At 39.7% G+C, this 20,251-nt stretch carries 16 protein-coding genes; all 16 read left to right on the plus strand.

Going from position 1 to position 20,251, the window contains the following annotated elements; all coding sequences use genetic code 11:
• The first annotated feature begins 10 nt into the window (after nt 1-10).
• The 16 genes from arcC (at nt 11) to KH109_RS04685 (ending at nt 20,251) form a co-directional block, all read left to right on the plus strand.
• Nucleotides 11-946 (plus strand): carbamate kinase, encoded by a 936-nt coding sequence (arcC, locus tag KH109_RS04610; RefSeq protein WP_105085932.1) that lies wholly within the window; start codon nt 11-13, stop codon nt 944-946.
• A gap of 52 nt (nt 947-998) precedes the next feature.
• Nucleotides 999-2,327 carry a putative aminohydrolase SsnA gene (ssnA, locus tag KH109_RS04615; protein ID WP_295216289.1) on the plus strand — a complete coding sequence of 443 codons (1,329 nt, stop codon included), beginning with the start codon at nt 999-1,001 and terminating at the stop codon, nt 2,325-2,327.
• Nucleotides 2,328-2,355: 28 nt separating this feature from the next.
• On the plus strand, nt 2,356-4,047 hold the full coding sequence (locus KH109_RS04620) for a selenate reductase (protein WP_213466902.1): 1,692 nt from the start codon (nt 2,356-2,358) through the stop codon (nt 4,045-4,047).
• Nucleotides 4,044-5,393: a dihydropyrimidinase gene (gene hydA / locus KH109_RS04625; RefSeq protein ID WP_295216293.1), complete on the plus strand. Its 1,350-nt coding sequence runs from the start codon at nt 4,044-4,046 to the stop codon at nt 5,391-5,393. Before KH109_RS04620 ends, hydA begins: the two co-directional genes overlap by 4 nt.
• A 17-nt stretch (nt 5,394-5,410) precedes the next feature.
• Nucleotides 5,411-7,960, plus strand: a complete 2,550-nt coding sequence (xdh, locus tag KH109_RS04630; protein WP_295216296.1) for a selenium-dependent xanthine dehydrogenase — start codon at nt 5,411-5,413, stop codon at nt 7,958-7,960.
• Nucleotides 7,961-8,105: 145 nt separating this feature from the next.
• On the plus strand, nt 8,106-9,491 hold the full coding sequence (locus tag KH109_RS04635) for a nucleobase:cation symporter-2 family protein (RefSeq protein ID WP_105094091.1): 1,386 nt from the start codon (nt 8,106-8,108) through the stop codon (nt 9,489-9,491).
• A gap of 207 nt (nt 9,492-9,698) precedes the next feature.
• Entirely contained in the window at nt 9,699-10,889 is a 1,191-nt protein-coding gene (locus tag KH109_RS04640) for a RuBisCO large subunit C-terminal-like domain-containing protein (RefSeq protein WP_295216300.1), read from the plus strand.
• A gap of 106 nt (nt 10,890-10,995) precedes the next feature.
• Nucleotides 10,996-11,802 (plus strand): MBL fold metallo-hydrolase, encoded by an 807-nt coding sequence (locus KH109_RS04645; protein WP_287539241.1) that lies wholly within the window; start codon nt 10,996-10,998, stop codon nt 11,800-11,802.
• 3 nt (nt 11,803-11,805) lie between these two features.
• Complete coding sequence (rlmH, locus tag KH109_RS04650) at nt 11,806-12,285, plus strand: 23S rRNA (pseudouridine(1915)-N(3))-methyltransferase RlmH (RefSeq protein ID WP_129823198.1); 480 nt, start codon at nt 11,806-11,808, stop codon at nt 12,283-12,285.
• Nucleotides 12,286-12,390: 105 nt separating this feature from the next.
• Nucleotides 12,391-12,846: a CBS domain-containing protein gene (locus tag KH109_RS04655; RefSeq protein ID WP_024065467.1), complete on the plus strand. Its 456-nt coding sequence runs from the start codon at nt 12,391-12,393 to the stop codon at nt 12,844-12,846.
• Between the two features lie 163 nt (nt 12,847-13,009).
• Nucleotides 13,010-14,314, plus strand: coding sequence for a trigger factor (tig, locus tag KH109_RS04660; RefSeq protein WP_105085923.1), 1,305 nt, complete (start codon nt 13,010-13,012; stop codon nt 14,312-14,314).
• Nucleotides 14,315-14,350: 36 nt separating this feature from the next.
• Complete coding sequence (gene clpP, locus KH109_RS04665) at nt 14,351-14,944, plus strand: ATP-dependent Clp endopeptidase proteolytic subunit ClpP (protein WP_005385987.1); 594 nt, start codon at nt 14,351-14,353, stop codon at nt 14,942-14,944.
• Nucleotides 14,945-14,956: 12 nt separating this feature from the next.
• The gene (gene clpX, locus KH109_RS04670; RefSeq protein ID WP_105085922.1) at nt 14,957-16,210 is read left to right on the plus strand and encodes an ATP-dependent protease ATP-binding subunit ClpX; all 1,254 of its coding nucleotides are present in this window, start codon (nt 14,957-14,959) and stop codon (nt 16,208-16,210) included.
• A gap of 65 nt (nt 16,211-16,275) precedes the next feature.
• Entirely contained in the window at nt 16,276-18,585 is a 2,310-nt protein-coding gene (gene lon / locus KH109_RS04675) for an endopeptidase La (protein WP_295216304.1), read from the plus strand.
• Entirely contained in the window at nt 18,585-19,283 is a 699-nt protein-coding gene (gene yihA, locus KH109_RS04680) for a ribosome biogenesis GTP-binding protein YihA/YsxC (RefSeq protein ID WP_129823194.1), read from the plus strand. Before lon ends, yihA begins: the two co-directional genes overlap by 1 nt.
• The gene (locus KH109_RS04685; protein WP_295216307.1) at nt 19,280-20,251 is read left to right on the plus strand and encodes a polyprenyl synthetase family protein; all 972 of its coding nucleotides are present in this window, start codon (nt 19,280-19,282) and stop codon (nt 20,249-20,251) included. The genes yihA and KH109_RS04685 overlap by 4 nt, the downstream gene beginning before the upstream one ends.

Below are 20,251 nucleotides of genomic sequence, written 5' to 3' on the forward strand. Positions count from 1 at the left end.
GAGGCATAACATGAAAAAAAGAGTTGTAGTAGCGTTAGGTGGGAATGCATTAGGTAATTCCCTTCCGGAACAAAAAATTGCAGTAAAAAGTACAGCTAAAACGATTATTGATTTAGTAGAAGCTGATTGTGATGTGGTAGTAACTCATGGCAATGGTCCTCAAATTGGTATGATCAACAATGCGATGGCTGCATTGACACGAGAAGTAGAAGGACAACCTAATACACCATTGTCCGTATGTGTGGCCATGAGCCAAGCATATATCGGGTATGACTTACAAAATGCCCTTCACGAAGAGTTGTTGAATCGTGGTATTGAACATTTGCCAACCATGACAATGGTTACTCAAGTATTAGTTGACCAAAATGACCCTGGATTCCAAAATCCAACAAAACCAATCGGTCACTTTATGACTAAAGAAGAAGCTGAATATGCAGAAAAAAATTACGATTACGTTGTAAAAGAAGACTCAGGTCGTGGTTATCGTCGTGTAGTAGCATCCCCAGCACCTCAGGAAATTATCGAAATTGAAGCTATTAAAGGCTTAGTAGGTAAACAACTAATCGTTGCTTGTGGTGGTGGCGGTATCCCTGTAACTAGAGAAGGTAATGAACTTCATGGTGCAGCAGCAGTTATTGATAAAGACTGGACTAGTAGCCTATTAGCACAAGAAATTGATGCAGATGTACTTGTTATATTAACCGCTGTTGAAAAGGTTGCCATTAATTTTGGTAAAGAAAATGAAAAATGGCTAGATGAAATAACCGTGGCAGATGCGAAAAAATATGCAGCAGCAGGCGAATTTGCAGAAGGCTCTATGAAACCTAAGGTAGAAGCAGCTATTGCTTTTGCGGAATCTAAAAAAGGCCGTGTTTCCATTATCACATTATTAGAAAAATCTAAGGATGGTATAGCAGGAAAAACAGGTACGCGTATCGTATTATAATAATATATAGATTTATAAGTATGCATCCAACGTTTCGTTGGGGAGGTGCCCTATGATTATATTAGGAAAAGGTACTGTAATTACGCGCGATACTGATAGACCTATCATTTATGATGGTGCTGTTGTTATTGACGGAACTCAGATTATAGATATTGGTACATATGATGAATTATGTAAACAATATAAAGATGCAGAAATTATTGATGCTCATGGCGGTTTGATTATGCCAGGCTTTATCAATGCACATCATCATATTTACTCTGCTCTTGCACGCGGCTTATCGTTACCAGGTCCAGCACCGACTAACTTCGGTGAAATCTTGGAAAGACTTTGGTTCTACTTAGATAATAAATTGACAGCTCCTGATGTAAAAGCAAGCGCATTACTTACGTATTTAGGCTGTATCGAAAATGGTGTAACTACTATTTTTGACCACCACGCTTCTTATGGTGAAGTTCATAACAGCTTATCTGTTATTGCTGAGGTAGCTAAACAGTTCGGCGTTCGTTCTTGTTTATGCTATGAAGTATCTGACCGCAACGGCGTAGATCAAATGAAAGCTGCTGTTGCAGAAAACGTACGCTTTGGTAAAGAAGCAAAACAAGATCCATCTAGACTTGCTGCTATGATGGGCTTGCATGCATCTTTCACACTAAGCTCTGATACATTAGACTATGTGAAAGCTCACAATGAAGATAAATTAGGTTATCATGTTCATGTTGCAGAAGGTCCTGAAGATGTGGCAGATAGTAAAGAAAAATATGGCATGACACCTGTTAGACGCCTTGTAGAGACTGGCATTTTAGGTCCTAAGAGTATTGCAGGTCACTGCGTACACGTAACAGACCAAGATGTAGAATTATTGAAAGAATCTCAAGCCAAGGTTGTACATAATCCAGAAAGTAACATGGGTAATGCAGTAGGCACAACAGATATCTTAAAACTATTAGGTGCAGGTATCACAGTTGGTCTAGGTACAGATGGTTATACAAATGACATGCTCGAATCTTACAAAGTGGCAAATTGCCTTGTAAAACATGAGCAACATAAACCATATGTAGGTTGGGGTGAAGTTCCTCATATGCTATTCGAAAACAACCGTAAAATGGCGAATGAATTCTTCGATACTACAGTTGGCATCCTTAAAAAAGGTGCCGCAGCTGACGTAATCGTTCTTGATTACGCAGCACCAACGCCACTTGATGAAAATAACATCAATGGTCACTTATTATTCGGTGCTAATGGTATGTATGTGGTAACAACTATTAGTGATGGTGTACCACGTATGATTGATCGTAAATTACAAGGCATCGACAAAGTTGAAGTAATGAACGAAGTTTTAGCAACATCTAAAGGTTTATGGAAACGACTAAACCCATAACACAAGCGCTTTAAAGGAGTGTGACATTATGAGTGACATTATGTATCCGGTAAGTTTCGGAAATTTGATGAACCACATTATGACTGAGTACAAGATGTACAATCGTATTTACAATGTAAATAAAATTCATCGTACGAATCATGATCAACGCTTATCTATTTTTGGTAAATCCATTGAAAACCCTGTAGGTCCTGCAGCTGGCCCTAATACACAGTTGGCACAAAATATTGTGGCTTCTTATGTAGCTGGTGCTCGTTGCATCGAATTGAAAACTGTACAAATTATGTACGGTGAAGAATTAGGTATTCCTAGACCTTGTATCTACTCTGTAGACGAAACATACAACGTAGAATGGTCTTCTGAATATAGCTGTGATGAAGCTGCTGATGAATACATCAAAGCATGGTTTGCATTGAAATTGATCTCTAAAGAATTAGGCTTAGGCGATCCAGATGGTTTCTTGTTTATCATGAGTGTTGGTTACAATTTAGCTGGTATTAAGAGCCCAATGGTTGATAAATTCATCAACACAATGCGTAGCGCATCTCAATCTCCTATGTGGGATGAATGCAAACAATGGTGTCTTGACCATGTAGATGAATTTGAACATATCGATGCTGATTTCATTAACTCCATTAGCGATGAACTTTGCCAAGCAATTACATTGTCCACAATGCATGGTTGCCCGGCTGAAGAAATCGAATCCATTTGTTCTTACCTAATCAGTGAAAAAGGTCTTCATCTATACTTGAAATGCAACCCTACATTATTAGGTCCAAAACGCATTAGAGAGTTATTAGATAATGCTGGCTTTGAATATATTGACTTTGAAGATCATCAATTCGAAGTTGATCTTCAATTCGATAAAGCTGTTCCAATGTTAGAACGTCTTATCGCTCTTGGTGAAAAACATAACAAGATCTTTGGCGTTAAATTGACAAATACATTCCCTGTACAAATTCATAACAATGAATTGCCAGGCGAGCAAATGTACATGTCTGGTAAATCCTTGTTACCTGTAACAATTGGCGTAGCTGAGCTTCTAAGTGCTCAATTCGGCGAACGTTTACCAATGTCTTACAGTGGTGGTGCTGTAAAACAAAATATCAAAGCTATCTTTGATTGTGGTATCTGGCCTGTAACAGTATGTACAATTCTTCTACAAGGCGAAGGTTACAATACGTTCAAAGGCTTAGCAGATGAAGTTGAATCTACTGATTACAACGCTGCTTTGAAAGTGCATAAAGATCTAATCGCTAAACTTGCTAAAGATATTAGTGAAAATAAAATCTTCAAGAAGAGCGATGCAATGAAGAAAAAACGTGAAGCAATGCCATCCTTCCCTAGTACACGTAGCTCTGACTACCACTGCCGCGTAGTATGTGGTGCTTGCGTTCGCGTATGTCCTAACAGATGTAATGAAGTCGTTACTGTAAATGATGCTAAATTGATTGTCCATGTAGATCAAAGCTGTAATGAGTGTGGTAACTGTGCATGTCATTGCGTAGAACCTTGTCAACCATACAAGGATCGCATTACATTCTTCCACAATGCTGAAGCTTTAGCAGATAGTACAAATGATGGTTTCTACATCACAGGCACTAGCTGTGGTTACCGCTTCAAAGGTGAAGAAGCCGTATGTGACATTGATGCATTACCTGAAGAATTGAAAGGAGTTGTACATGCCTTCTGTAAAGAGCATGTGTACTATGTATCATGATTATCATACAACAAGGGGACTTGGTCTTAACTGATCGAATCCTTACCGGAGATTTATTAATTGATGGCGACAAAATTGTCGCCATCGATGAACACGTTCCTGTTCCAGAAGGAGCTAAAGTAATTGATGCAAAAGGTTGCTATGTGTTCCCTGGATTCATAGATCCACACACACACTTTCAGATGACAAATGCCTTAGCGTCTACTGCGGATGATTTTGATAGTGGTACAAAAGCCGCTATTCTTGGTGGAACAACATCAATCATTAATTTTGCTTCTCCTGAGGAAGGATCCCTTTGTAAAGGCTTAGAAGTTCATAAGGAGCGTGCCGCAGGGCATTGCTCCTGTGACTACAAATTCCATATGGAACTAGTAGAAATGAATGAAAATGTAGCTTGTGAGATACCAAAGGTTGTAGATGCCGGTGTATCATCCTTTAAAGTGTATTTAGCGTATGGCTTCCGTTTAACAGATCGAAAGATTTATGATGCTATAGAGGCAATCAAACCTACGGGCGCTCTCGTTGGAGCGCACTGTGAAAATGGTGATCTTATTGATGCGCTCGTAGCTGATAAACGTAAACGTGGTGAATTAGATGTAAGCAATCATCCACTCACAAGACCTGCCATGATTGAATCGGAAGCGATTAAGCGCTTTAGTACAATTGGTGCTGCATTAGACTATCCTGTACATATTGTTCATGTAAGTTCTAAAGAGGGCCTTGAAGAGGTTATTCGAGAACGGAACCTAGGGCATAAAGTGACTTGTGAAACATGTCCACAATATTTAGTGCTCGATGAATCACGATATAATTTGCCTGATTTTGAAGGTGTTAAATATGTGATGAGCCCACCGTTGAGAACAATTCAGGATCAAATGGCAATAAAGGATGCCTTAGTAAATGGCATATTCCAAACGATTGGGTCTGATCATTGTAGTTTTACTTTTGATGATCAAAAGCTAAAAAGTCGACATGATTTTACTCGTATACCTGGTGGTATTCCAGGTGCTGAGGAACGAGGAATCATAGCTTATGATGTGTTGGTAAATCAATGCAATATGAGCGTTGTAGATTTTATGAAATTAGTTAGTGAAAATCCTGCAAAGCTTTACGGTATGTATCCGAAGAAGGGCACGTTAGCCGTTGGTAGCGATGGGGATATTACAATTGTTGATAAGCGCATTGAGCATGTGCTTTCGAAAGAGTCCGCCCATACAAAGGCAGACTATATACCTTATGAGGGCATATCTGTAACAGGTAAAGTTCGAGATGTTATCCTTAGAGGTCACCATGTGGTACAAGATGGATCCTTAATAGAATCATATCTTGGTGAATGTATTCCTTAATGAGAGGAGGGCTATATATGTACCGCTTTCAAGTGAATGGCACCCAACATGAGGTTCAAGAGGATCAACGTTTAATTGATTTCTTGAGAGCTGATTTGAAATTGACGGGCACTAAAGAAGGCTGTAGTGCTGGTGCTTGTGGTACGTGTACAGTAATTATAGACGGAAAAAAAGCAAAGGCTTGTGTAACTAAATTATCCCAATTAGATGGTAAATCGGTTGTAACAATTGAGGGACTGTCTGAACGGGAAAAAGCAGTATACACCTATGCTTTTGGTGAATGCGGAGCGGTGCAGTGTGGTTTCTGTATCCCAGGTATGATTATTAGTGCAAAAGTTTTGATTGATGAAAATAATGACCCTACACCTGATGATGTTAAAAAAGCTATTTTAGGCAACATTTGTCGTTGTACAGGATATGTAAAAATTGAAGAAGGCATTATGCTGGCAGCAAAAATGTTCCGTGAGAACTTACCAGTTCCTGAAAAGGATACAACTGGTAATGTAGGTGCTCGTTTACACCGTGTAGATGCAGAGGAAAAAGCACTAGGTACTGGACAATACGCTGATGATATACATATGGATGGCATGATTTATGCTAAAGCATTGCGCTCTAAATATCCTCGCGCTAGAGTTGATCGCGTTGATGTTTCTAAAGCACTTGCACATCCTAAATGTGTAACGGCTTTAACTGCTAAAGATGTTCCATTCAATAAGACTGGTCACTTGGTACCAGACTGGGATGTGCTCATTGCAGAAGGCGATATCACTCGTTATGTTGGTGATGCTATTGCACTAGTAGCAACAACTGAGAAAAAATACTTAGATGAAGTTCTTGCTCTCGTTGAAGTTGATTATACTGAGTTAGAGCCTGTAGTAGACCCATTAGAAGCATTGAAACCAGATGCACCTCAGTTACATCCAAACGGAAATGTATTGTCTCGTCAAACATTATCTCGCGGCGATGTAGATAAGGCTATTGCAGAGGCTGCATTTGTAGTAACAAATCACTATTCCACACCTCAAACAGACCATGCATTCATGGAACCTGAATGTGCTGTAGCATATCGTGAAGGCGATGTAATCCATTTACATTCCGGTAGCCAAAACGTTTACGATGATCGCCACGAAGTGTCTCGTATGCTTGGCATTCCTGAAGAAGCTGTAAAAGTTCACAGCATGCTCGTAGGTGGCGGCTTTGGTGGTAAAGAGGACATGAGTGTACAGCATCATGCTTCTCTTGTAGCTTGGCTCACAGGTAAACCAACTAAGGTTCTATTCTCTCGTCAAGAAAGTCTTAATATTCACCCTAAACGCCATGCGATGGAAATGGATATTACTACTGCTTGTGACGCAGAAGGCAACTTGGTGGCAAGTAAGGTAAACATCGTATCTAACTGTGGGGCCTATGCATCCTTAGGTGGCCCAGTACTTCAACGTGCTGGTACACACTCTTGTGGTCCTTACAAATTTGATAACTTTGCCTTTGATGGCGTTTGTGTTTACACAAATACTGTTCCTGGTGGTGCATTCCGCGGGTTCGGCGTAACACAAACTATCTTTGGTCAAGAACAAAACATTGATGAATTAGCTGCATTGGTAGGCATGGATCCATGGGAATTCCGCTATAAAAACGTAGTTCGCCCTGGTGACTCCTTGCCAAATGGCCAAATTTGCTCAGAAGAAACTGCTTTAGCAGAATGCTTGGAAGCAGTAAAAGATGCATACTATGCATCTGACCGCACAGGTCTTGCAGTATGTTTGAAAAACAGTGGTATCGGCGTAGGTTTACCTGATACTGGTCGCGTTATCTTAGAAGTACGAGATGGTAAAGTTCGTATCCGTACTGGCGCAGCTTGTATCGGTCAAGGGATGGCTACAATGGCTACTCAAGTACTTTGTGAAACAACTGGTTTAACAGCTGATAAAGTATTTGTAGAGCGCCCTGATACAGTACGTACTCCAGACTCTGGTACAACTACTGCATCTCGTCAAACAGTGTTCACTGGTGAAGCAACACGTCAAGCAAGTCTTCGCTTGAAAGAAATGTTACAAACTAAGACATTAGAAGAATTGAATGGTGTGGAAATTTACGAAGAATTCCTTGGTGAAACAGATCCATTCAACTCTGATAAACCACATCCGAAAAATCATGTTGCTTATGGTTATGGTGCATGTGTAGCTAGAATTGGGGAAGATAATAAAGTTGCTGAATTACATGTAGCATACGATGTAGGTCGTGTAGTTAATCCTCAATCTTGCTCTGGTCAAGCTGAAGGTGGCGCCATCATGGGTATGGGCTATGCGGTTACAGAAGACTTCCCTTATAAAGATGGTTATGTAACAGCTAAATATGGTACATTAGGTCTTCTTAGAGCTACACAATGTCCACCAATTCAAGTAAGTCTTATTGAAAAAGGGACACCTGAACAATATGCATACGGCGCTAAAGGTATTGGTGAAATCTCCAGTATCCCAATTGCACCAGCCATTGCAAATGCGTATCGTCGTATCGACGGAGAACCACGTAGGTCCTTGCCGATTCAACATACAGGTTATAAAAAATAGAATATTTGCTTAGTGGTTAGGGGCATTAGCCCCTGACCATCAAGGTTCCCACGTGAAGTCTATGAGATTTTTAAACTCTATCAAGTACGATAGTATGACTATATTATTTACTAGTAACTAAAACGTAAGATATGAGGTGATTCTTATGAGTAAAGGTGTATCTGGTGTCAACCATGTAGATGGTATGCTGCCAATCCCGCAATTATTTGCTTATGGTTTACAGCACGTGTTGGCCATGTATGCTGGTGCCGTAGCGGTACCAATCATTATTGCGCAAGCCATGCATTTGCCAATTGAAGATTTAATTCGTTTGATCACAGCCGATCTGTTCACATGTGGTGTAGCCACATTGATACAAACATTAGGTTTTGGTCCTGTTGGTGGTCGTATTCCTCTTATTCAAGGTGTAACATTTGCTTCTGTAGGGCCGATGATTCTGATTGGCCAACAGCATGATATTAATACTATTTATGGTGCTATTATCGTGGCTGGTATATTTACATTCTTGGTAGCACCATTCTTTAGTCGCTTAATCCGTCTATTCCCACCTGTAGTAACAGGTACCATCATTACTATTATCGGTATCAACTTGATGCCAGTAGCAGTTAACTGGATGGGTGGGGGCGTAGGTAACAAAAACTTCGGCGATCCACTATACATAGCTCTTGGTGTAGCTACATTTATTCTCGTTATTTTAACATATCGATTTGGTAAAGGGTTCCTAGGTAATCTGGCTATCTTGGTAGGTCTTATCCTCGGTACTGCTCTTGCTATGATTTGTGGTATTACAGACTTCTCTGAAGTAGGTCGTTCTCAATGGGTTTCCGTTGTAACACCGTTCTACTTTGGCCTTCCAACCTTTGATTTTGCTTCTATCATCTCTATGATTATTGTAATGCTTGTAGTTATGGTAGAAACAACTGGTGATAGTATTGCTGTTGGTGAAATCGTAGATAAACCTATCGGTCAAAAAGAGTTAGCTGCAGTGCTTCGTGCCGATGGCTTATCCACTCTTATCGGTGGTGTGCTTAATAGTTTCCCTTACACAGCATTCGCTCAAAACGTAGGCCTTATCGCTGTAACACGCGTAAAAAGCCGCTTCGTTGTAGCAGCATCCGGTGTAATTTTGATTTTATTAGGTCTTTTCCCTAAATTAGCAGCTGTTGTAGCTAGTATCCCTAATGCAGTATTAGGTGGTGCAGGGATTGCTATGTTTGGTATGATTATTGCCAGTGGTATTCGTTCCCTTGGTAAAGTTAGCTTCGATGGCAACTATAACTTAATGCTTGTAGCAATTAGTATTGGGGTATCCATGATTCCGTTGGCAGCACCTCAAATCTATGCACACTTCCCAGCTTGGGCACAAATTCTTTTGAAATCTGGTATCACAGCTGGTAGTATTGTAGCCGTTTTATTGAATGTAGTATTCAATGGCTTTGGTTACAAAACTGTTAACGAACCTAACCGTGCAGCACGTAAGTATCGTCACTTCACACGATTCAAAGGTTATCCTAAACATTTCTATCAATAAGATATAGTTAAGTCAATTAATTCTCATATGATTACATGTATTGTCTCTCACGGTAGAAACCTTGTTCGTATAGGTAAAAAATCTATATACATGTTATCACTCTTTCAAAAAGGCCTCGCTCTAGTTTTAGAGTGAGGCCTTTTTTGTATGGAATGAAGCACTACTTTGGTATATAATTAAATAATATTATTGCAAAGGAGACGCATTATGAAAGACGAGCGATTTATAGTTACGTATCGAATAGAAGCAAGTTCATATGAAGAGGCAAAAGCTATTGCGTGGGCTGTTCAAGTAGAACAAACCATAGAGTTTCCTTATGAGTTTGTTACAGATCCATATATTAAAGGAACTATTACTGGTCGATTAGAATCTCTTGAACCGATGGAACAAGATTCTGCATATGTTAATGTTGGTGTCATGCCTAATGCTGTTATCGATATATCTCGTTACTATGTGGCTCGTATTTCATATCTTGTAGATACTACTGCCTTAGAAGCAACGCAATTTTTAAATGTTGTTTTTGGAAATTCATCCTTACAACCTCATATTTGGGTGGTGGATGTTGAATTATGCCCAACTCTTTACGATGTGTTTAAAGGACCACGTTTTGGTTTGCATGGGCTTCGCGAATTAGTGGAAACACCAACGCGTCCTATGATTCAAGCCGTTGTAAAACCTATGGGGACACCTAATGAAGAGTTAGCTCGTATGTGTGGAGCTTATACACGTGGTGGGGCAGATGTTATTAAGGATGACCATGGTATCTCTAACCAGTCGTTCTCTCAATTTAAAGATCGGGTAAAGCGATGTGCTGCTATAGTGCGCGAAATGAATGATAAACACGGCAGACATACCTTATATGCAGCTAATGTGTCTGGCGATGGTACAGACGTAATAGAACGTGCTTATTTTGCTAAGGAAGCTGGCGCAACGGCCATCATGGTAGCATCAGGACTAGTTGGGTTTGGTTGGCTACATAAACTGGCTAGTGATGAAAAATTACGATTGCCCATTATTCATCATCCCGCTTATTCAGGTGGATTTGTAAGTCCTGGCACATCTGGTATAGCTGATTATCTACAATTAGGCTTGTTGCCTCGTATCTTTGGTGCAGATATGCCGATTTTTGTATCCTATGGCGGTCGTTTTACTTTCACTGAGGAACAGTGTAAGCGGATATCCAACTATATTAAACAACCGATGGCCTTGATGAAGGCTGCGTGTCCAGCACCAGGTGGTGGTGTAACAGATGCTCGTCTTAATGAACTAGTTAAGTTATACGGTAATGATACAATGTTCCTCGTTGGGGGCGATATGTTCCGTAGAGGTCCGGACATAGAGTCAAATATGGCTTACTTTGTAGAGCGTTTGACTGACTTATCTGAAAGTAAGTCATGATAGTTTAGGGTTATATAACTTAATACAATAGTTATATCGAATAACTAAGTCACTGACTTTCACAAAAATATGTAAAGAATTATGATTAAGTATATGGAGTGTTTTGATGAGTGAATCCTCACCGTTGGAGGTCCATGTCCTTGCTAGTGGTAGCAAGGGCAATTGTACAGTAATAAAAAAAGGGAACTCCGTCATATTGCACGATGTAGGCATTAGTTGTCGGCGCATCGTAAATGGATTAAAAGAATTGCATATCGATATGGCACAGGTAGAGGGCATATTTATCAGTCATGAGCATAGTGATCATATTGCAGGACTGCAACAACTGTTGAAACGTTTTGATATCCCTGTGTACACGAAACAGGGGACGTGGCGTGAAATACAAGACAAGCTCGTCGTACCAAAGAATCAATTAATTGAACTGACTAAAGGGAGTTTGACCTTAGGGAATCTCATTGTAGAACCTTTTGCAGTGAGTCATGATGCAGCAGATCCAATCGGAATAAATGTATTTTCTGGAAAAGACAAGGCTACAGTCGTGACCGATACGGGTATCATTTCTGATGATATATTACATAGAATCGATGATAGTACGTTGTTAGTGCTAGAGGCTAATTACGATCCTCATATGTTGCGTTTTGGACCGTATCAACCATTTTTAAAACAACGGGTGGCCAGTGATGAAGGCCATTTAAGTAATGAAATGGCAGCTCAAGCCTTGCTTATGATGAAGCGGCCTGACTTTATGCAAGTTATTTTAGCTCATCGCTCTGAAAATAATAATAATGCCGTCCTTGTTACTCAAACAATTGGGAAAATGCTCGTAGATGGTGGCGTACGTATTGGGCCGGAAATGAAATTACAACATGGTCAGCCTAATGAAATTGTGTCTATGCAATCAATAAAGAGGTAGAGTATGAGATTTTATGTAATTTGTATTGGCAAACTAAAAGATGCTTATTTACGTGATGGGGTAGCAGAATTCGTGAAGCGTATGCGACCATATGGCGGCATTACCATTACTGAACTAAATGAAAGTAAAATTGGAGATAAACCAAGTGATGCAGATCGTAAACAAGTCGTTATAGAAGAGGGGGAACGATTATTAAAAAATGTTCCTAAGAATGCTTATACAGTGCTACTCGATGTGTACGGTAAAACGATGTCCTCGGAAGACTTAGCAAAGACTGTAGCAAAATTAGAAGTAGATGGCGTTAGCGATATGGCCTTCATCGTTGGCGGTGCTTTTGGTGTAAGTGATGAACTACGTAGGTCAGTAAATTATAAGTTATCCTTTAGCCCAATGACCTTTACCCATCAAATGGTACGCTTATTGCTAGTAGAGCAAATTTATAGAGCCTCTAAGATTAATCGTAACGAACCATATCATTGGTAATAGACTTATAAATTATTTATATAATATTCTTATAAAAAAGGAGTTTTATTATGCTATGTCGAATAGTATAATAAAGCAAGATGTATTTGTAAGGAGGAATTCACTATGAAAATTCAAGAAGTAATGAATAAATACCCTGTTACTGTTGGCAAGGATGCGCCGATTTCTGATGTGGCTGACTTATTGGTAAAATATAATTTAACAGCTGTTTCCGTAGTGGATGACAACAATAAATTATTAGGTATTATTTCTGAAGGTGATTTGCTTTATAAAAAAGTTCGCCCTCATGTACCTCACTATGTAAATGTGTTGGGCGCTAGTATTTATTACAATGGTATCGGCGAATATAATGCGCAATTCAAAAAATTGTTAGCATCTCACGTTCATGAGTTGATGACTGACGAAGTCATTACAACTACACCGGATAAAGATGTAGAGGAAATTGTATCTGTTATGCTTGATCAACATTTGAAAAATGTTCCTGTTGTAGATAAGGATTACCATTTGATTGGTATCTTGTCTCGTCGTGACATTATCAAATTGATTGCTAAAGATAACTAATTCGCATAATTATGTAGAACATAGAAAGACCACCCATTTCGGGGTGGTCTTTTAGTGTAAATTGAGAAGAATTGCATTGACTTTGCATTTATGTTATTATTAGGAGTGCATAATATACTACAGAAATTTGGGCGTATTGCCCTTCGAGGAGGACATATTTTAAATGAAAGCAACTGTAAATCCTGTTGATCAACACGTAGTAACGTTAACTATTGAAGTACCTGCAGCAGAAGTAGATAAAGGCATTAAGCAAGCTGTAAAACGCATTGCAAGTCAAGTAAACATTCCTGGCTTCCGTAAAGGTCATGCGCCTCGCCGTATTTTGGAAATGAACTTCGGCAAAGACGCTATCATGGAAGAAGCATTCGAAGTATTGGCTAGCCAAAACTACAGTGCTGCACTTCGTGAAAACGATATCGTTCCTGTATCTGAACCAGAAATCGAACGCGAACAATTCGAAGAAGGTAAAGACTTGATTTTCAAAGCTACTGTAACTAAACGCCCTGAAGTTAAACTTGGCGACTACAAAGGCTTAGAAGCTGAAAAACAAGATGCTACAGTAACTGATGAACAAATCGAAGAACAATTGAACAACATCCGTGAACAACAAGCAAAAATGGTTGTTGCTGAAGAAGGCGCTACAATTCAAAAAGACGACTTCGCAGTAATCGACTTCGCTGGTTCCGTTGATGGCAAACCATTCGATGGTGGTGAAGGTAAATCCTACCCATTGCAAATCGGTTCTGGTAGCTTCATTCCTGGCTTCGAAGATCAATTGATCGGCGCTAAAGCTGGCGATGATGTAACTGTAAAAGTAACATTCCCTGAAGACTACTTCGTAGCAGAACTTGCTGGTAAAGAAGCAGAATTCAAAACTCATATTCATGATATCAAACGTAAAGAGTTGCCTGAATTGAACGACGAGTTCGCAAAAGAAGCAAGCTCTTACGAAACTATTGAAGAATTGAAAAAAGATCTTCGCGCTAAAATGGAAGAAGAAGCTTCCCGTCGCGCAATCGATACTTACAATGCTGACTTGATTCAAACAGCTGTTAAAAATGCTACTGTTGAAATCCCAGAAGTAATGATCGAAGATCGTGTAGAACAAATGATTCAAGAATTGGCTATGAACATGGAAGGCCGTGGCTTGAAACTTGATGACTACTTGAAATTCTCCAACAAAACTATCGAAGATTTACGTTCTGAATACAAAGATTCCGCAGCTGAAAACGTACGCGCTGATTTAGTATTAGACGCTATCGCAACTGCTGAAGGTATCGAAGTAACTCCAGATGATATGAACCGTGAAATCTTCATTATGGCTCAAAACTTTGGGGCAGATCCTAAAGAAGTTTGGGATATTATTGCAAAAGAAGGTCGTGTAGCTATGTTGGCAGGCTCTGTAGCTCGCAAAAAAGCAGCTCGATTCATTATTGATAATGCAAAAGGCGCTGAAGCGGCTAAATAATAGTTTGCTCAACTAGGTACATGAAAAGGTGAATATATGTATGTACCAATCGTAGTTGAACAAAGTGAACGCGGTGAGCGTTCCTATGATATTTACTCTCGCTTGTTAAAGGACCGCATTATCTTCCTAGGTGGACCTATTGATGATAATGTAGCAAATGCGGTTATTGCGCAAATGTTATTCCTAGAAGCAGAGGATCCTGATAAGGATATCCATTTGTACATTAATAGCCCCGGTGGTGTTGTAACTGCCGGCATGGCTATTTATGATACTATGCAATATATTAAACCAGATGTGTCTACCATTTGTGTAGGCTCTGCAGCAAGCATGGGGGCAGTGCTTTTAACAGCAGGTGCCAAGGGCAAACGTTATGCGTTGCCTCATGCACGCGTTATGATTCACCAACCATTAGGTGGTGTTCAAGGGCAAGCATCTGAAATTGAAATCCATGCCCGTGAGATTCTTCGTATGCGTGAAGAATTAAATGGTATCTTAGCTTCTCGCAGTGGACAAGATATTGAAGTAGTAGCTCGCGATACAGATCGCGATAACTTCATGAGTGCTCAGGATGCCGTTGAATACGGCTTAATTGATGAGGTGCTCACAAGAGAACCTGTAGAAAGCAAGTAATGGAGGCGCCCATTGGCAAAAGATAAAGACACTATGCGCTGCAGTTTTTGTGGACGCACAAGCGAAGAAGTCCGCAAATTAGTAGCGGGTCCTAACGTATATATTTGTGATGAATGCGTTGAAGTATGTGAACGTATTATTGCTGATGAGTTAGGTGACGTAGAGACGGACGACTTCAACTTAAAAGAATTGCCAACGCCGAGAGAAATTAAAGCTCATCTTGACGAATATGTTATTGGTCAAGATGATGCTAAAATCTCTTTAGCTGTGGCTGTATATAATCACTACAAACGTTTACAAACAGATAATGTAGTTGATGATGTAGAATTACAAAAGGCTAATGTTTTATTCATTGGTCCTACTGGTAGTGGTAAAACACTATTGGCTCAAACCTTAGCGAAAATGCTAGAAGTACCATTTGCTATTGCAGATGCTACAAGCTTAACTGAAGCTGGTTATGTAGGGGAAGATGTGGAAAATATCTTGCTCAAAATTATCCAAGCTGCAGATTATGATATAGCTCGGGCTGAACGTGGCATTATTTATATCGATGAAATTGATAAGATTGCACGTAAGTCTGAGAACCCTTCCATTACACGTGATGTGTCTGGTGAAGGCGTACAACAAGCATTACTTAAAATCTTAGAAGGTACCGTAGCTTCTGTTCCGCCTCAAGGTGGTAGAAAGCATCCAAATCAAGAAATGCTTCAAATTGACACTACAAATATTCTCTTTATTTGTGGTGGTGCATTTGATGGTATGGACAAGGTTATTACTAAGCGTACCGCTAAGAAAACCCTTGGTTTTGGTGCAGATGTACAACGTAAAGAAGAACGTAATATATCGGCTATCTTGAAGGATGTTGTACCTGAAGATTTATTGAAGTTTGGCTTAATCCCTGAGTTCATTGGTCGTTTGCCAGTAATGGTAACATTAGATCAATTGGATAGAGATGCATTGATCCAAATTTTGACAAAGCCTAAAAATGCATTAACAAAACAATATGAAAAAATTCTATCCCTTGATGGTGTAGAATTAACTTTCACTGAAGATGCATTAGAAGAAATCGCTGATGAAGCATTACAGCGAAAAACAGGTGCTCGTGGTTTGCGTGCTATCATTGAAAAGGTGATGAAACGCGTTATGTTTGAAGTTCCTTCCATGCCGGAAGTAACTAAGTGCATAGTTAATCGTGAATCCGTGTTGAGCACAGGTGAACCTATACTCAAAAATGAGGCAGACCAAGACATCCAGTTGAAATCGTAATTCGAAGAAACTCATTTCTGTGTAGGAATGAGTTTCTTTTCATAATATAAATACCTGGAGGAAGTATGAATTTACTCGAAATTGGGATTCCAACCGTACCCCTTAGAGGCATGGTTGTATACCCGAATATCGTGATTCACCTCGATATCGGTCGAGACAAATCCATTAAAGCGGTAGAAGCCGCAATGAACGAGGATCGCATTTTAGCAGTTGTCAGCCAAAAGGATGATGCTGTTGATTCGCCAACTGTTCATGACTTAGCCCAAATGGGTACATTAGTAAAAATTAAGCAAATGTTACGCTTGCCAGGTGGTATTGTACGTGTTCTTGTAGAGGGCATTACACGTATTCGCGTAATGAATATAACAAGTATGGATCCGTACTATGTAGGGGACTACGAACGTGTAGCCTCCGAATTTGAAGACGATGTTGAGTTAGAAGCCTATCGTCGTTTAGTGCAATCTAAGTTTGGCGAATGGGCTGAAGAGGCTAAATCTGTTACCGATGAAGGCGTAACACGGGTTATGGAATTACGTGATCCATGTGAATTAGCTGACCAAGTTGCGTTCTTGTTGCCTATTAATAATACTAAACGCCAAGAGTTACTTGAAGAGTTATCCGTAGCTCGTCGTTTAAATATGATCGTAGGCATCTTGAATATGGAATTACAAATTTCTGATTTGGAAAATTCCATTAATAATCAAGTTCGTCAATCTATGGAAAAAGCGCAAAAAGAATATTTCTTGCGTGAAAAAATTCGTGTTATCCACGATGAGTTGGGTGACAAAGGAGATCCAGAGGAAGAAGCAGAAGAGTTACGTGTTAAATTGAAAGCACTCAACCTTAGCGAAGATGTACATGAACGTATTGATAAAGAAATCTCTCGTTATAGTCGTATGCCTCAATTGATGCCAGAAGCAACTATTTTGCGCAATTACCTAGATTGGGTGTTGGCGTTACCTTGGAACGAATTGACTGAGGATCGCTTAGATATTAAAGAAGCTCATGATATGCTTGAGGCTGATCATTATGGCCTTGAAAAGGTTAAGAAACGCATTCTTGAATTCTTAGCTGTTCGTAAGTTAACTGGTAAGAATAGTGGCTCCATTCTTTGCTTAGTTGGACCACCAGGTGTTGGTAAAACATCCTTGGCTACGTCTATAGCTAAAGCAATGAACCGTAAGTTCATCCGCGCATCTTTAGGTGGTGTTCGTGATGAAGCTGAAATTCGTGGCCATCGCCGTACGTATATTGGTGCATTGCCTGGTCGTATGATTCAAGGCCTCAAGAATGTAGGCACTAAGAATCCTGTATTCTTATTGGATGAAATTGATAAACTTGCATCTGATTATAAAGGCGATCCATCCTCTGCATTGTTAGAGGTATTGGACCCTGAACAAAATAGCACATTTAGTGATCACTTCATTGAAGTACCATTTGATTTCTCCGAAGTGTTCTGGATTACAACGGCTAACGTTGCATCCAATATTCCAGGTCCATTGTTAGATCGTATGGAAATTATCGAACTATCTAGCTATATGGAACAAGAAAAATTAGAAATTGCTAAGCGCTATTTAGTACCTAAACAAATCAAGAAAAATGGTCTTGAAGATTACAAGGTTAAATTATCTGATGCAGTATTGAAAAAGGTAGTTTCCGAATATACTCGTGAAGCGGGTGTTCGTACCTTAGAAAAAACGATTGCTAAGATTTGTCGTAAGATTGCTTATAAAGTCGTTGAAGAAGGTGGGGATGCACCGAAAGTAACGACAAAAAATCTTCACGAATTCTTGGGTGCACCAATTTTTGTTGACCAAGAGCGCGAAAAGAAACCGCAAATTGGCTATGTAAATGGTCTAGCTTGGACTTCTGTAGGTGGCGTTGTATTGCCATGCGAAGCAACAACTATGAACGGTACAGGTAAACTTGCGTTAACGGGTAGCTTAGGTAAGGTTATGCGAGAGTCTGGTCAAGCTGCAATGAGCTATATTCGCCACAATGCAAAAGCCTTAAAAATCGAAGATGATTTCTATAAGAAGCTCGATATACACGTTCACTTGCCAGAAGGTGCAACACCTAAGGATGGCCCTTCCGCAGGTATTACGATGACATTGGCTATGGTATCTATTTTAACAAACCGTAAGGTTCGTTCTGATATTGCCATGACTGGTGAAATTACATTGCGTGGCCGTGTACTACCAATTGGCGGTTTAAAAGAAAAGTTATTAGCAGCCTTGTCTAATGGTATTAAAGAAGTATTGATTCCTAAAGGTAATGAAAAGGATATTGCAGAATTACCTGATATTGTAAAAGACGGTCTCATTATTACGCCAGTTAAGACAATGGATGAAGTATTAGCAAAGGCACTTGTGTAATGCAAAAAAAGAAAAAATCCACTAAACAAATGGGCCCAAAACCACAATATACACGAAAAGAACCGAAGGGGCCTCGTATTATAGCAGCAAAATATAATACTTCCTGTGTTAAGGCTGATCAATATCCTGAAGGGGATACTGTGGAAATAGCCTTCATCGGGCGCTCTAATGTGGGCAAATCTTCGTTGATTAACTCGTTGTGTAATTATCGTGGGTTGGCTCTCGTTAGTGGCCAACCAGGTAAGACTAAGACAATTAACTACTTTGATATTGAATCAAAAGAGGATATTTCTGAAACAGAGGAACGCAGATATAACTGGTTTCTCGTAGACCTTCCTGGTTATGGTTTTGCAAAGACAAATAAGGGAAACCGCAACTTGTGGTCTTCCTTTATTGCCGATTATATTTTACATTCTGAACGATTGATGTTGTTGTGCTTACTTATTGATGGCCGTCATCCAGAGATGCCTATCGATAAGGTGGCCTATGATTGGCTTATTGAGGCTGGTGTACCATTACAAATTGTAGTTACTAAAGCTGACAAACTAACGGCTAAAGAGAAGTCTGCGAACTTGGCTAAAATTAAGGAAATGTATCCAACGAATACACCGCCTATTTTATATAGCTCCTTAAAACACACGGGACGTGAACTTTTACAACAACGCATCAATAAAGTTCTAGTAGGAGATGAAGCATGAGTCAAACCAATGAATTAGAGATTATGGAACGCATTGCTCTAGATTTAGAGGGTGTGGAAGAGTCTCTTGCATCATCTTTTAATACAGGTGCAGAAGACTTTAATGCACTGATTCGACCATTATCTGCTGCAGGTGGCAAGCGCTTGCGCGCGCAATTATGTTTATTGATTGCTAATGCAGGTACATCTGTAGAACGTCAGCGTATTAGAATTGCTGAAGCCGTAGAGATGCTTCATTTAGCGACTTTGATTCACGATGATGTGTTAGATCAAGCAGAGATTCGTCGAGGTGAAGAAACGATACATATGCATAAAGGAAATAAGGTAGCTATTCTTAGTGGTGATTACTTGTTTGCTAAAGCATTCCAAATTGTATCTGAAATGCCTAATATGAAATATTTGCAGATTTTTTCACATATCATTACTTGCCTTGTGGAAGGCGAGTTTATGCAGATGGAAGATGTGTATCGCATCGATCAAGGGATTGAACGTTATATGACTAAGACCCAAAAGAAAACAGCGGACTTTATGGAAGGCTGTATGGAATTGGGTGGCCTATTAGGGGGCTGGAGCGAATCTGAAATCGTTGAGTTGAAAAAATATGGTCATGCTTTGGGCATGGCATTCCAAATCACTGATGATATTATGGATTATCGTGAAACAACAGCGACGACTGGTAAACCAGTAGGGAATGATTTGCGCGAAGGGTTATTGACATATCCGTTGTTAAGCATCGTTAACGATGATAATAAAGATAAATTGCTTGTGGACATTAAGGCCTTGAATAATGGCGGCGATGAGCAGGCTATTATCGACTATGTTATCGCTCAAGGCGGTATTGATAATACATTAGCTGTAGCTGATCAATATTGCAAGGATGCTTTGGCAGCGCTCGATGCTGTACGTGATTTCCCAGGCAAGGAATTCCTTGTGATGGCAGTAGAAAATTTAGCTGATAGAAAGGTATAA

The organism is Veillonella sp. (assembly GCF_018381775.1).
Lineage (GTDB): Bacteria > Bacillota > Negativicutes > Veillonellales > Veillonellaceae > Veillonella.

Coding starts and splice junctions, on each gene's coding strand:
- clpP (WP_005385987.1), top strand. CDS start 14,351: ATGTATGTACCAATCGTAGTTGAACAAAGTGAACGCGGTGAGCGTTCC.
- xdh (WP_295216296.1), top strand. CDS start 5,411: ATGTACCGCTTTCAAGTGAATGGCACCCAACATGAGGTTCAAGAGGAT.
- hydA (WP_295216293.1), top strand. CDS start 4,044: ATGATTATCATACAACAAGGGGACTTGGTCTTAACTGATCGAATCCTT.
- KH109_RS04640 (WP_295216300.1), top strand. CDS start 9,699: ATGAAAGACGAGCGATTTATAGTTACGTATCGAATAGAAGCAAGTTCA.
- lon (WP_295216304.1), top strand. CDS start 16,276: ATGAATTTACTCGAAATTGGGATTCCAACCGTACCCCTTAGAGGCATG.
- rlmH (WP_129823198.1), top strand. CDS start 11,806: ATGAGATTTTATGTAATTTGTATTGGCAAACTAAAAGATGCTTATTTA.
- KH109_RS04635 (WP_105094091.1), top strand. CDS start 8,106: ATGAGTAAAGGTGTATCTGGTGTCAACCATGTAGATGGTATGCTGCCA.
- KH109_RS04685 (WP_295216307.1), top strand. CDS start 19,280: ATGAGTCAAACCAATGAATTAGAGATTATGGAACGCATTGCTCTAGAT.
- yihA (WP_129823194.1), top strand. CDS start 18,585: ATGCAAAAAAAGAAAAAATCCACTAAACAAATGGGCCCAAAACCACAA.
- ssnA (WP_295216289.1), top strand. CDS start 999: ATGATTATATTAGGAAAAGGTACTGTAATTACGCGCGATACTGATAGA.
- KH109_RS04620 (WP_213466902.1), top strand. CDS start 2,356: ATGAGTGACATTATGTATCCGGTAAGTTTCGGAAATTTGATGAACCAC.
- tig (WP_105085923.1), top strand. CDS start 13,010: ATGAAAGCAACTGTAAATCCTGTTGATCAACACGTAGTAACGTTAACT.
- arcC (WP_105085932.1), top strand. CDS start 11: ATGAAAAAAAGAGTTGTAGTAGCGTTAGGTGGGAATGCATTAGGTAAT.
- KH109_RS04655 (WP_024065467.1), top strand. CDS start 12,391: ATGAAAATTCAAGAAGTAATGAATAAATACCCTGTTACTGTTGGCAAG.
- KH109_RS04645 (WP_287539241.1), top strand. CDS start 10,996: ATGAGTGAATCCTCACCGTTGGAGGTCCATGTCCTTGCTAGTGGTAGC.